The sequence below is a fragment of the Caballeronia sp. LjRoot34 genome (genome assembly GCF_964253815.1).
GTDB lineage: Bacteria > Pseudomonadota > Gammaproteobacteria > Burkholderiales > Burkholderiaceae > Caballeronia.
The window spans coordinates 1,014,433-1,027,029 of the sequence record NZ_CAXUSB020000002.1 but is presented as its reverse complement, the minus strand read 5'-3'; the positions used below and the strand labels follow the sequence as shown (position 1 = coordinate 1,027,029).

At 59.9% G+C, this 12,597-nt stretch carries 11 protein-coding genes; 2 read left to right on the top strand and 9 right to left on the bottom strand.

Annotated features, from left to right (window positions below; all coding sequences use genetic code 11):
• Nucleotides 1-524: 524 nt before the first annotated feature.
• From ACSQ36_RS24225 to oxlT, 5 genes are all read right to left on the bottom strand, one after another.
• Nucleotides 525-1,205, bottom strand: coding sequence for a GntR family transcriptional regulator (locus tag ACSQ36_RS24225; protein WP_436184933.1), 681 nt, complete (start codon nucleotides 1,203-1,205; stop codon nucleotides 525-527).
• A gap of 64 nt (nucleotides 1,206-1,269) precedes the next feature.
• Nucleotides 1,270-1,491, bottom strand: a complete 222-nt coding sequence (locus tag ACSQ36_RS24220) for a hypothetical protein (RefSeq protein WP_436183881.1) — start codon at nucleotides 1,489-1,491, stop codon at nucleotides 1,270-1,272.
• A gap of 114 nt (nucleotides 1,492-1,605) precedes the next feature.
• Nucleotides 1,606-2,634, bottom strand: coding sequence for a 2-dehydropantoate 2-reductase (locus ACSQ36_RS24215; protein ID WP_436183880.1), 1,029 nt, complete (start codon nucleotides 2,632-2,634; stop codon nucleotides 1,606-1,608).
• A gap of 136 nt (nucleotides 2,635-2,770) precedes the next feature.
• Complete coding sequence (locus ACSQ36_RS24210; protein WP_436183879.1) at nucleotides 2,771-3,748, bottom strand: LysR family transcriptional regulator; 978 nt, start codon at nucleotides 3,746-3,748, stop codon at nucleotides 2,771-2,773.
• Nucleotides 3,745-5,097 carry an oxalate/formate MFS antiporter gene (oxlT, locus tag ACSQ36_RS24205; protein ID WP_436183878.1) on the bottom strand — a complete coding sequence of 451 codons (1,353 nt, stop codon included), beginning with the start codon at nucleotides 5,095-5,097 and terminating at the stop codon, nucleotides 3,745-3,747. The genes ACSQ36_RS24210 and oxlT overlap by 4 nt, the downstream gene beginning before the upstream one ends.
• A 423-nt stretch (nucleotides 5,098-5,520) precedes the next feature.
• On the opposite strand from oxlT, the gene ACSQ36_RS24200 reads away from it, so the two are divergent.
• Both ACSQ36_RS24200 and ACSQ36_RS24195 read left to right on the top strand, forming a co-directional pair.
• Entirely contained in the window at nucleotides 5,521-6,441 is a 921-nt protein-coding gene (locus ACSQ36_RS24200; protein WP_436184932.1) for a LysR family transcriptional regulator, read from the top strand.
• 136 nt (nucleotides 6,442-6,577) lie between these two features.
• Complete coding sequence (locus ACSQ36_RS24195; RefSeq protein WP_436183877.1) at nucleotides 6,578-6,928, top strand: hypothetical protein; 351 nt, start codon at nucleotides 6,578-6,580, stop codon at nucleotides 6,926-6,928.
• 101 nt (nucleotides 6,929-7,029) lie between these two features.
• Here ACSQ36_RS24195 and ACSQ36_RS24190 read toward each other — a convergent pair whose 3' ends face one another.
• From ACSQ36_RS24190 to oxc, 4 genes are all read right to left on the bottom strand, one after another.
• Nucleotides 7,030-8,481 (bottom strand): aldehyde dehydrogenase family protein, encoded by a 1,452-nt coding sequence (locus tag ACSQ36_RS24190; protein WP_436183876.1) that lies wholly within the window; start codon nucleotides 8,479-8,481, stop codon nucleotides 7,030-7,032.
• 53 nt (nucleotides 8,482-8,534) lie between these two features.
• A complete protein-coding gene (locus ACSQ36_RS24185; protein ID WP_436183875.1) occupies nucleotides 8,535-8,978 on the bottom strand; it encodes a PAS domain S-box protein in 444 nt (147 codons plus the stop codon).
• A 96-nt stretch (nucleotides 8,979-9,074) separates the two neighbouring features.
• On the bottom strand, nucleotides 9,075-10,325 hold the full coding sequence (gene frc / locus ACSQ36_RS24180) for a formyl-CoA transferase (protein WP_436183874.1): 1,251 nt from the start codon (nucleotides 10,323-10,325) through the stop codon (nucleotides 9,075-9,077).
• A gap of 102 nt (nucleotides 10,326-10,427) precedes the next feature.
• The gene (gene oxc, locus ACSQ36_RS24175; protein ID WP_213766321.1) at nucleotides 10,428-12,182 is read right to left on the bottom strand and encodes an oxalyl-CoA decarboxylase; all 1,755 of its coding nucleotides are present in this window, start codon (nucleotides 12,180-12,182) and stop codon (nucleotides 10,428-10,430) included.
• Nucleotides 12,183-12,597: the final 415 nt, after the last annotated feature.

Below are 12,597 nucleotides of genomic sequence, written 5' to 3'. Positions count from 1 at the left end.
TAGTGGGTTAGCGGTGTGGTCCGCACGCTTATTTTCGTGGGTTACGGTCTGAACAAGCCTGAACAATTTTGCCACTTCGTTTCGAAGTAGTTCGTTATACATAACAATTTGGAGGGAGGTTGTCCGCGGATAGCGCGGGGTGCCCCTTAGGCAGGTTCAATCACTGGTGGCGAAGCGTGTGGGTATCCGTGTTCGGAGAAGGAGGGGTTCAAACATCCTTCGCTCTGGCGAGCACCGTGCTTTTGGGGCACCTATGAATCAAAACTGCACGCTGTGGACACTTAGGGTAGAGCGGTTAAAGCGCTTTCTTTGCTTCGTTTCTTTGTCGCTTTGGACAAAGAAATGACGTGCCGCCACGCACAGTGGCTAATAGTGATAAAGAGAAAATCCGACTCTCGCAGACCACTAACACGGAAAGCACCAACCCGGCATTGACCCCGACCATTAACCCCAGAACCTAGCAACCCCAGAACCGACCAACCCCGCCCCCCAGCCCCAAATCAAGTGCGAACAAACCCCTACTTTCAATCAAGAAAATCGCAATTAGCCTCAACAAACGCCGCCAGATCCAGCGAATGCTGCCGCACCAGCCTCTCGACCAACTCAGTATCCCGCGCTTCAAGCGCCTCAATAATCTTCATATGGTCTTCAATCGACCGCGCTGCCCGATCGCTTTGCGAAATCGTCATCTTCCGGATCGCGCGCACGTGCACAAAAATATTCTTGATCGTATCGAAGATGATCTGCGACTTGCTCAACTGCACAATCGCCTGGTGAAAAGCAATATTCGCCTCCGAATACTCTTCAATATGCTCGGCCGGCGCCTGATTCTGAAAATGGTCAAACATGTGCCGTAACGTTGCAATCTCTGCATCGGTCGCGCGCTGAGTCGCAAGCCTCGCCGCCATACTTTCCAGCGCGGCCCACATATTGATCATCTCGACAATCTCGTGCTTGGTCTTCCGCACAATATAAATCCCACGACGCGGCACCGTTCGCAGAAACCCCTCCTGCTCAAGCAACGTCATGGCTTCGCGAATCGGTGTACGACTCACGCCCAGCGCCTCAGTCAAATCCTTCTCGTCCAGCCGGATCTCTTCCCGCGAACGATAAATGTCCGCCTCGGAAATAGCCTGGCGCAGTCGCGCATAAGCCTGATCGCGCAACGAAACCGTCGCGTTGATCGGCGCCAGCGATAGCGTCACGCCAGCAGGCTTACCTTCCGCCCGCGGCTCAAGAAGACTCGCCGGGGTTGCAGCAACTTCAGTATCAGATGGCATTGATGGTTTGATGTCCCAGGTTCCGCCCGCCCGTCGTCGCCCGTGTACCCGTGCTGCCGCCCTGGTCATCCGCCGTCAACCCAGCGTACCGACCATTGTCCTGCGCGCGCTGCAACACGTCCTGCGGCACCACCGATGCCAGTGCAAACGTCACACCCACACCGCCCGCTATCAAGGCAATTCCGATCACGACTAATAAAGCGATGCTCATTTCCGGCTCCTAGTGGTTTACTCCAAGAGCCTTCAGTATATGTTGCGTTGCAATGCAACGCAACATATTTCGTATGTGATATATCAGAAACAACAGCTCTTCCGTGTTCGCAGTTTAAGCGGCTTTTTGCGAACGCGTGAAGGATTCAATCGTTTTGATACCGGGCTTGGCCGTTCCCTGGTTGACCCCTTCGCGCAGCTTGATCAGCGCGAGCACGGCGTCGATCATCGGCGTGTCGACGGCAAGCTTGCGGGCGATTTCCTGCACGACGGTCACGATCGGATCGATCTCCATCGGCCGGCGTGCTTCGCAATCCATCAACATCGAGGTCTTGTGAGCCCCGACCGCAGCCGCACCGTTGATACGCTTTTCCACATCCACCCGGAAATGAACGCCTAGCTGCTCGGCAATGCCCTGCGCCTCCTCCATCATTCTGCGTGACAGTGCGCGCACTGCCGGATCGCTGGTAAGCACGTCGAGTGTGGCGCCTGTCAGTGCGCTGATGGGATTGAAACAGAGGTTGCCCCACAGCTTCAGCCAGATCTCGTCGCGGATGTTGTCGCGCATCGGCGCTTCCATGTCGGCGGCGCTCATGATGTCGTGGAACGCTTGCAGGCGCGGCGTCACCCGCCCGCTCGGCTCGCCGATGGGAAATTTCTTGCCGTACACATGACGGATCACGCCGGGCTCCGCAATTTCGGCGGCGGGAATCAGCACACAGCCTATCGCCCGTTCCGGTCCGAGCACCTGCCATTGCCGGCCGCCCGGATCGACGCTTTCCAGCGTGGTGCCGGCCAGCGCGCCGCCGTGCTCATGGAAATACCAGTAAGGCAGGCCGTTCACCGCCGTGACCACCGCAGTATCCGGCCCCAGCAGCGGTTGCATCAAGTCGACCACGCCGGGCACCGAATGCGCCTTGAGCGCAATCACCACATAATCCTGCGGCCCGAGTTCCGCGGGATTGTTCGTGCAACGGACCTTGACGGTGTGCTCCTCACCCTCGATCAGCAAGCGCACGCCGTTCGCCTGCATGGCAGCCAGATGCGGCCCCCTCGCGACGAAACTCACATCCGCTCCCGCTCGGGCGAGTTGTGCACCCATGTAACCGCCGATCGCGCCGGCACCGTAAATGCAAATTTTCATTGTCGTCTCCTGGACCATTCTCTCTTCTGATATACAACATATTAGATTCAGTATTGGATAACAACGGAGAAAGCGCAAGAAAAAAGCGCGACTCTTTTTCAAGGAGCCGCGCTTCGGATATTTCGGTGGATTGGGATCAGGCGTTAGCGATTTGCAACGGCTTGTGTTCTTCATCATAGGACGAAACGACATGCGTCCAGATACGCGCTGCCTGCACTGGCAACGTGCGGCTCTTGCGCCTCACGAGCGCAACAGTTCGCGTCACTGGCGGCCATAGCGGCACCGGTTGCACCAGCGCTTGAGCCAAGGCTGCGCCTGCGTGCATCGGCTGGATGCCAATGCCAAGTCCCGCCGCAACCATCTGCACGACGCTCGCGACCTGGGTCAGCCGCTGAAGCCTGACGTTCGACGCACCGTGTTCGTCGAGCGCGCGCGCGATGACATCGAAACTGCCTGCGTCGTCGTCGAGAAGGAACAGGCTCGCACCACTCAGGTCGCGCCATCGCACCGTGGCGTGCGATGCCAACGTATGACGCGCCGGCAAGATCGCGTGCAGGGACTCGGAGAAAAGCGTTTGCGTCGATAGATCGCAGATATCATCAGGATTACTATCGTCCAGGGAGCCGGTCAGCAAACCCATGTCGGCATCGCCGGCGCGCACGAGTTCAAGCACCTTGCCCTGCGGTGCATCATGCAACGTCAACGCGATATTAGGGTAGCTCGCCCGGCACGATGAGAGCAGCGCGGGCAGCACCGAAGCAACCAGGCTGGAACTGCTCGCTATCGACACCACACCGTTTTCAGCCGTGGAAACCTGCCGCCCGAAACGCAGCGCCACTTCGAGTTCATCGACCAGTAACGCAATGCGCGGGAGCAGCGCGCGGCCGGTATCGGTGAGCGCGACCTGGCGAGTCGTGCGGTCAAACAACCTCATCTCAAGCAGGTCTTCCAGCTCCCTGATGCTGCGGCTCGCCGCCGACTGCGTGACGCCGAGCGCGTTGCCCGCCTGCGTGAAACTCCGATGCTGCGCCAGGATCACGAACAGGCGTAACTGCTGCAGCGACACGCCGGACGCCTTCAATCCCTGCACGGCATCAGTCTGGCTACGGGTCATTGTGCCGACGAGTTGCGCGGGGCTTCTGTCCAGGCAGCCTGAAACGTCGCGGCATCGAGCCGGCTCGACTCGGCGACCGTGTTATCGATCCAGCGCTTTCTCATCGGCGCGAGCACGAACTTCGCGCATAGCCCGGCGGCAATCGATATGGTGGCCGTCGCGATGAACACCGCGTCCCATGAGCCGATGGCCGACAGCACCGAAGCGAGCGGCACCAGCATCGACGCCGTGCCCTTCGCCGTGTAGAGCGTACCGGCGTTGGCGGCGGCGTATTTGCTGCCGAAGGTATCGGCGCACGTGGCCGGGAAGATCGAGAAAATTTCACCCCAGCACAGGAACGTCACGGCCGCGAAGAACATGAACAGATACGGGTTGTGGCCGAACTCCATGAGACCGAGCAACGCAACGCCCTCACCGATGAAGATGAAGAACATGGTGTTCTCGCGGCCAATCTTGTCGGAGATCCAGCCGCAGAGCGGACGCGTGAAACCGTTGCAAAGGTTGTCGATCGACAGCGCCATGGTCAGGAGGGGCAAGGTCACGCCGAGCAGGTTGACCGGCATCTTCGCGAAGCCGTATTCCTTCGCGATCGGACCGAGTTGCGCCGTGGCGATCACCCCGCCCGCCGCGACGAACACGAACATCATGTACAACACCCAGAAGAGCGGCGAGCGCACCATCTGACCTGTCGTGTAGTCGATCTTCGACGCCACCACGCGCTTGGCAGGAACAGCATAAGCCGGCGGCCTCGGACGCACCAGAAACATGCCGAGCAGCAGGATGCAGACGCCCTGGAAGATGCCGAAGAACACGAAAGTGTGTTCGTAACCGGAGCGCTGGATCATGTTCGAGATGGGGATGACGGTGACCGCCGCGCCCGCGCCGAAACCCGCCGCCGTCAAACCGGCAGCGAGGCCGCGCTTGTCCGGGAACCACTTGAGCGCCGTGCCCACGCAGGTGCCATACACGCAACCCGCGCCCACGCCGGCAATCACCGCCGCAATGTAGAGATGGATCAGGCTGGTCGCGTTTGCATCGATGATCCAGCCTAGCGCCGCACAGATCGAGCCGCCGATCACGACCGGCCGCGGGCCGAATTTATCGACGAGCCAGCCTTCCAGCGGCACCAGCCAGGTTTCCGTGACAATGAAAATGGTGAACGCGGTTTGAATCGCCGCCTGGCCCCAGTGATGTTTCGCATCCATCGGGACTACGAACAAAGTCCACGCGTACTGCAGATTGGCGACCAGCCCCATGCAGATGATGCCGATGGCGAGCTGAGCCCACCGATTATTGTGCCACCCCATTTTGGGCTGACCAGCGGCCGGTGCCGTCGCTGCGTTTGCCATGTCTGTCTCCGTTATGTTTCAGCGCTCGTACGGCGCGTAATCAACAGCTTCATCGGCTGCTTCATCGACTGCTTCGTCGATTACTCAATCGACTGCGGCACACCGTGTCTTCGTCACCGGTGTGAGAGGGTCTTGGTCGGTCAGGGAACGTGTTCGTGGCGTGTGCTGCCGGATACGGCCATGCCCGTCCTGCGGGCCGTAAAAGTATGAGCGGTGAAAAGAAGAATCATTTTTAAGCGATTCCCAATGTTCTGATGTTTATGGGGACAATCCAGGGGACGCCTCTACTGCTGCCCTCTCCCCGCGTGCACCTTACGAAACTACCGCACGTTGAAAGCATCCTGCGGCAGAAAAACGATTAGGGAAAGTTAGAAAAATTTATTGTATAAATTAAGGATCGTTTATAGGTGGACATCCGTCATGATGCGTAATGCGACGCTTAGGCAACTGAAAATATTCGAAACCGTTGCACGGCGGCTCAGCTTTTCGCGCGCCGCCGAAGAGCTCTACCTCACCCAGCCGGCCGTCTCCACGCAGGTCAAGCAGCTCGAGGAGCACGCTGGACTGCCGCTTTTCGAGCAGCTCGGCAAGAAGATCTACCTGACGATGGCCGGCCAGGAGATGCTTCACCACAGCCGCGCGATCCTCGAACAGTTCCGCGAAGCCGACGACGCCATGGCGCGACTCAAGGGTATTTCCGGAGGCACGCTGAACGTGGCCGTGATCAGTGCCGGAGATTATTTCTTCCCACGCCTGCTGGCCGAATTCACCAAACGCAATACGGACGTCAAGCTGAACCTGGCCGTTCATAACCGCGAAGAACTGCTGCACCAGCTCACCGACAACCTCACCGACCTCGCGATCATGGTTCGCCCGCCGAAGGACATGGACACCGAGAACGTGTCGTTTGCCCCGCACCCTTACGTGATCGTGGCGCCGCCTGATCATCCGCTGGTGGGCAAGAAGAACATTGCGCTGGAGTCGTTGGCCGAAGAGCCGTTCATCGTCAGGGAGCGCGGTTCCGACACCTGGAATTCGATGGAAGAAGGTTTCGCGGGACGGCTCAAGCCGCTCAACATCGCCATGGAAATCACCAGCACGGAGACCATCAAGCAGGCTGTCATTGCCGGCATGGGGATCAGCTTCCTGTCGGCGCACACGGTCAGCATGGAGCTGCAGATCGGACGGCTGGCCGTGCTCGACATAGAGGGTTTTCCCGTGATGCTCAACTGGTATCTCGTGCATCGTCATAACAAGCGGCTTCCGGCAGTGGCGATGGCGTTCAAGCAATTCCTCATCGAAGAAGGGGCGGCGCAAATCTCGGCCATCACGCATATCGGGTAAACCATCTATTAGGTATCTTTAATAGTTAGGCTAAAAACAAGTGACTATCGTATATGGATGGTTCTTTCTATCCTGCAGTTAAGCCACGCAGCTACATCACGCTGTCATTCATGGCTAACCCAGAAAGGAGACGACCATGAACCGTTCACAAGCCACGATCGCCGATGCGCGCGAACTCCAGACCCAGCTTTGCGCCTACAACAGCGCCTTCGAAGAACTTGACCTGATGTTCCGCTGGGACGTCGAAACACTTCGGTCGCTGGCGCACGCTGCGAGCGATCAGGCGCGCATTGCGCAGTACATCGAACTGCATTGCCCACACTTGCTCAAGGCGTACAGCGCGGAATTCCTGTGCGAAGCCATCGTGAGCAGGAAGAACGCGTATTACGAAGCGTGCCGTGCCACGACTATCGCCCGCGCCGACGACACACGCGGCGCACAGATGTGGCGGCCGGACTGCGACAGCCCACACGCGCAAGCCGCTTGAGGCTTGTCGCTTGTCGCGTAGAGTTGTTCGCGCCTGACAGGTACCAAGCTCTCAAAGGGCGCGGGTTAATCAACCCGCCCCTCTTCTCGTTGCATCCAGCCTCATTGCGCCAACGACACCCACACGCTCTTAGGCTCCGTGAAGTTCTCGATAGCCACATCCCCGTGCTCGCGGCCAAAGCCTGAATCACCGGAGCCGCCCCACGGCAATCGCACATCGGTATAACCGTACGTATTCACCCAGACCGTCCCTGCCCTGAGCGCTGACGCCATCCTGTGCACCCGGCCTATGTCCGCGCTCCACACACCCGCCGCGAGGCTGTACAGCGTCCCGTTGGCAATGCGCACGGCATCAGCTTCGTCATCGAAGGGAATGACGCTGACCACCGGGCCGAAGATCTCCTCCTGCGAGATGCGCATCTCGTGCTCGACATTGGCAAACACCGTGGGCTCGACAAAATAGCCGCGCTCGCCCCAACGCCTGCCCCCCGACACGATCGACGCCCCTTCGCTCTTCCCAATGTCCACGTAATCGAGCACCGTCTGCATCTGCTTCGCGGAAATAAGCGGCCCCATGGACGTCTCTTTCTGCGATGGATCACCCAGCGTGATTGACTTCGCCCGCTGCGCCAGACGTTCGACGATCTCGTCATACACCGGCCGCTGGACGAGGACACGCGAGCCTGCCGAACACACCTGCCCTGCGTTGAAAAATATCCCCGACGCAGCCGCGCGTGCCGCTTGATCGAGATTGGCATCGGCGAAGATGACGTTGGCGGACTTGCCGCCCAGTTCAAGCGTTACCCGCTTGAAGTTGACCGCCGCGCCCTGCAAGATTCCCCGCCCGACCGACGGCGAACCGGTGAACGTGACCTTGTCCACACCCGGGTGCGCCACGAGCGCGTCGCCGACCACCGAGCCCTTGCCGGTAACAATATTAAATACACCTGGCGGTACGCCTGCTTCCAGTGCGAGGCGTCCCAGCATCAACGCCGATAACGGCGTCAGCTCCGCCGGCTTGACGACCATCGTGCAGCCGCACGCAAGCGCGGGGGCGATCTTCCACATGCCGATCATCAACGGGAAATTCCACGGCACGATGGCCGCGACCACGCCGACCGGTTCGCGCACGGTGTACGTCAGCGCGTCGGGGCGCGTGGGCACCACTTGTCCATTGATCTTGTCGCACCAGCCCGCGTAATACGCGAGGGTGTCGATGGCAGCGGGTACATCCTGGCGCCGTACGCCGGAAATCGGCTTGCCTGCGTCGAGACTTTCTACCGCGGCAATTTCATCCTGATGCGTGCGCATCAATTCTGCAAAACGCATCAGGATCCGGCCGCGCTCGGACGCCCTGATTGCGTTCCATGGTTTCAACGCGGCGCGCGCCGCCTGCACGGCACGGTCGACATCCGCCGCGGTGCCCTGGGCTACGCTCGCTATCGGCGTCTCGGTCGATGGATCGATAATGCTGGAATACGCGCCTCCACCGGGCGCCACTGCTTCGCCACCAATCAGCAGCTCGTAACGTTTCACGTCCGCTTGGGCGGTCATTGTTGTCTCCATTTACCGTAGTGCGGTCCCGCGCGAGCGTCCCTGTATTCGGATCACGCGCCGGATTTTGCTTCGAGTTCAGCGAGGCGCTTGCGCAAGTTTCGATCTTCGGTGAAGCGGCTGGTTTCATCGCGTATGACGGCTACGATGCCGCTCACACCCGGCTCCGGTCCCGCTGAATGCAACAGCGCAACTGTGAATGCAATCGATAAGGATCGGCCGTCCTTGTGCACGGCCGGCACACGCAGCACGTCGTGTCCGTAACGCGTCTCGCCGGTCGCCATGGTCTTTTCGTAGCCGCTCCAGTGACGTCCTCGCAAGCGTTCGGGAATAATGAGGTCAAGCGAATTGCCCAGCGCTTCTTCGGGCGTGAACCCGAACATGCGCTCGGCAGCGGGATTCCATAGGGTGATCGCGCCACTGGCGTCTGAGATGACAACCGCGTCGCCGATCACGTTGACCAGTTGCTCGAAATCGATGGGGGATTTTGTATGCACGGCGCTATTCATTGTTGAAATGGCCTTGTCTATTCATGGCGATTCTGGCCGCGCCGTGGGTCCGTCAAGGCAATCCACGGCGCTGTGCTTTCGCGTTTAAACGGCTTGTTGCTGATGCAGGTTGGCGATTTGCGCGCTGCTGTAACCCAGGCTCTTGAGCACTTCGTCCGTATGCTCGCCCAGCAACGGTGATGCCGTGATTTCCGGCTTCATATCCGAGAACTTGATCGGGCTGCCAACCGTGAGATACGAGCCACGTTCCTTGTGTGCGACTTCGGTAATCGTGCCGCTTTCACGCAACGACGGATCGTTGGCCAGCTCTTTCATCGTCAGTACAGGCGCGCACGGAATATCGAACTTGCGCAGGATGTCCACCGCTTCGAACTTGGTTTTATCGGCGAGCCATTCTTCGATCGTCTTGAAGATGTCGAAGATATGCGGTTGACGTGCCGTCGCCGTGTTGTAGTTCGCGTCTTCGATCCACTCGGGTTTGCCGATCGCGCGGCAAATCGGCGCCCACGCATGACCCTGGATCGTGAAGTAGATGTACGAGTTCGGATCGGTTTCCCAGCCCTTGCATTTCAGCACCCAACCCGGCTGGCCGCCGCCGCCGGCATTGCCGCCGCGCGGAACGACATCGCTGAATTCGCCGTGCGGATATTGCGGATATTCCTCGAGGTAGCCCAGCCGGTCCAGGCGCTGTTGGTCGCGCAGCTTCACGCGGCACAGGTTCAGCACGCTGTCCTGCATCGATACCGCGACCTTCTGCCCCTTGCCCGTCTTGTCGCGACCAATCAGCGCCGTCAGGATGCCGATGGCGAGGTGCATGCCGGTGTTGCTGTCGCCCAGCGCCGCCGCGCTGATGGTCGGCGGGCCGTCCCAGAACCCCGTGGTCGACGCCGCGCCGCCCGCGCATTGCGCGACGTTTTCGTAGACCTTCAGGTCGTCGTAATGGTGGCCATCGCTGAAGCCTTTCACGGACGCCAGGATCATCTTCGGATTCAGTTCCTTGATGTACTGCCACGGGAAACCCATCCGGTCGAGCGCGCCCGGACCGAAGTTTTCCACCATCACATCGGATTCCTTAATAAGCTTCTCCAGGACTTCCTTGCCTTCCGGCTTCTTGGTGTCGAGCGTGAGCGACTTCTTGTTGCTGTTGAGCATGGTGAAATACAGCGCGTCGACGTCCGGGATATCGCGCAGTTGCGTGCGGGTGACGTCGCCCGAGCCCGGGCGTTCTACCTTGATCACGTCGGCGCCGAACCACGCAAGCAACTGCGTGCAGGCCGGGCCTGCCTGCACGTGCGTGAAGTCGATAATCTTGATTCCCTCGAGTGGCTTGCTCATGATTCCTGTCTCCTGACTCACTGGCTAAAGGTGGGTTACTCATGTTCTTGCGGCTGTTCCAGAGACATCGGCGGCGCGTGCCACTGATGTCCTCGAACCGGACTACTTTTTCATCGCCGTGCTTTGCGGATTCAGATTCGTCAGGCGGCCGCTCTCGGTACCAGCGGCTTCATCGATAACCGCGTTGATAAGCGTCGGCTTGCCGGACGCAATGGCTTCCTGCAGCGCCTTCGTCAGCTCTTCCGGCGTTGTGGCGTGGCGGCCTACGCCACCGAATGCTTCAATCATCTTGTCGTAGCGCGCGCCCTTGACGAACACCGTCGGGGCAACGTCCTTGCCGCCGGTCGGGTTCACGTCGGTGCCGCGATACACGCCGTTGTTGTTGAAGACGATGGTGCAAACCGGCAGGTCGTAGCGGCAGATGGTTTCGAGTTCCATGCCGCTGAAACCGAACGCGCTGTCGCCTTCAATGGCGACGACCGGCTTGCCGCTCGTGACCGCCGCGCCAATCGCGAAGCCCATGCCGATACCCATGATTCCCCACGTACCCGAGTCGAAACGCTTGCGCGGCTCGTACATGTCGATGATGCTGCGCGCGTAGTCGAGGGTGTTCGCCCCTTCGTTGACGACGTTGATGTCCGGGCGCGTCTTCAACACGTCGCGGATCGCGCGCAATGCGCTGTGGAAATTCATCGGCGACGGATTCTTGGCGAGCGTCGCGGCCATCTTTTCCAGGTTCTTGTTCTTGCGCTCGGAGATCGCACCCGTCCACTCGGCGGGGGGCTTCGGGAAGCTGGCATCGATGCCCCCGAGCAAGGCCGACACGCAGGAGCCGATATCGCCGATCACCGGCGCCGCAATTGCCACGTTGCTATCGATTTCCGTCGGCGAGATGTCGACCTGGATGAATTGCTTCGGTGCGCCGCCCCACGTCTTGCCCTTGCCGTGCGACAACAGCCAGTTCAGGCGCGCGCCGATCAGCAGCACGACGTCGGCCTCCTGCAACACGAACGAACGCGCAGCCGACGCCGATTGCTCATGGGTATCGGGCAGCAATCCCTTGGCCATCGACATCGGCAGATAAGGAATGCCGCTCTTTTCAACGAGCTCGCGAATCTGCGCGTCGGCCTGGGCGTAAGCCGCGCCCTTGCCCAGCAGGATCAGCGGACGCTTTGCGCCCTTCAGCACATCGAGCGCGCGCTTGACCGAGTCAGGCGCCGGAAGCTGGCGCGGCGCCGCGTCGACCACGCGGACCAGGGACTGCTTGCCCTTCACGGCGTCGATGGTCTGGGACAGCAGTTTCGCCGGCAAATCCAGGTAGACGCCGCCGGGACGGCCCGACACGGCCGCGCGGATCGCACGCGCAATGCCGATGCCGATGTCTTCCGCGTGCAGGACGCGGTACGCGGCCTTCGCGTAGGGTTTGGCGGCGTTGAGCTGATCCATCTCCTCGTAGTCGCCCTGCTGCAAGTCGACGATCTCACGCTCGCTGGATCCGCTGATCAGGATCATGGGGAAACAGTTGGTGGTCGCGTTGGCGAGCGCCGTCAGGCCGTTCAGGAAGCCCGGCGCCGAAACAGTCATGCAAATGCCGGGCTTTTGCGTCATGTAGCCCGCGATAGCGGCCGCGTTACCCGCGTGCTGTTCATGGCGAAAGCCGATGAAGCGCATGCCTTCCGCTTGCGCAAGGCGCGCCAGATCGGTAATGGGAATGCCGACCAGACCGAAGATCGTGTTGAGGTCATTCAGTTTCAGGGCATCGATGACCAGATGGAAACCGTCGGTGGTCGCCGGGGTTTCTTGCTTCGCTGTCTCGGCTGTAATGGCGGTCTGCGGGTGGTTCAGTACTTCTGCCATAGCGTCTCTCCTCCTTGGCTGGCGTTGTTTGGTTTGTGATATACAATATTCCACACACAGTATTAGTCAAGTGGATTTGTTTGAAGGGTCGAGAGTGGTGCGGTGCGATTGAGGCGGAAACGCTGGCGCTGCGGCAGGTTTGCCGTTTTTTTTGCTGCGATGCGATGAGGGACGTTTGGGCGATGCAGGAGATTTCGCGACCGAGGATTGGGGCGAATGGGATTGCACTGAGGATGGGTAGTGCGATTGCTTGTTGCTCGCGCAGAGGGGCGGGTTTACCAGCGCCTGGAGGCGGGTCGCTGCGGTTGATTCGTCGATCCGGGTTAGATCAGCGGGTGGTTTCTTCGTTGTCGTCGCGTTCTATGACGTCCGGCAGATAGTGATAGATCGAAGAACCCATTGCCGGGTCCATTCC

Bases quoted from the DNA above. Each gene is read 5' to 3' on its own strand.
- ACSQ36_RS24220 (WP_436183881.1), bottom strand. From the start codon at position 1,491: ATGAGCATCGCTTTATTAGTCGTGATCGGAATTGCCTTGATAGCGGGC.
- ACSQ36_RS24215 (WP_436183880.1), bottom strand. From the start codon at position 2,634: ATGAAAATTTGCATTTACGGTGCCGGCGCGATCGGCGGTTACATGGGT.
- ACSQ36_RS24210 (WP_436183879.1), bottom strand. From the start codon at position 3,748: ATGACCCGTAGCCAGACTGATGCCGTGCAGGGATTGAAGGCGTCCGGC.
- oxlT (WP_436183878.1), bottom strand. From the start codon at position 5,097: ATGGCAAACGCAGCGACGGCACCGGCCGCTGGTCAGCCCAAAATGGGG.
- ACSQ36_RS24200 (WP_436184932.1), top strand. From the start codon at position 5,521: ATGCGTAATGCGACGCTTAGGCAACTGAAAATATTCGAAACCGTTGCA.
- ACSQ36_RS24195 (WP_436183877.1), top strand. From the start codon at position 6,578: ATGAACCGTTCACAAGCCACGATCGCCGATGCGCGCGAACTCCAGACC.
- ACSQ36_RS24190 (WP_436183876.1), bottom strand. From the start codon at position 8,481: ATGACCGCCCAAGCGGACGTGAAACGTTACGAGCTGCTGATTGGTGGC.
- frc (WP_436183874.1), bottom strand. From the start codon at position 10,325: ATGAGCAAGCCACTCGAGGGAATCAAGATTATCGACTTCACGCACGTG.
- oxc (WP_213766321.1), bottom strand. From the start codon at position 12,182: ATGGCAGAAGTACTGAACCACCCGCAGACCGCCATTACAGCCGAGACA.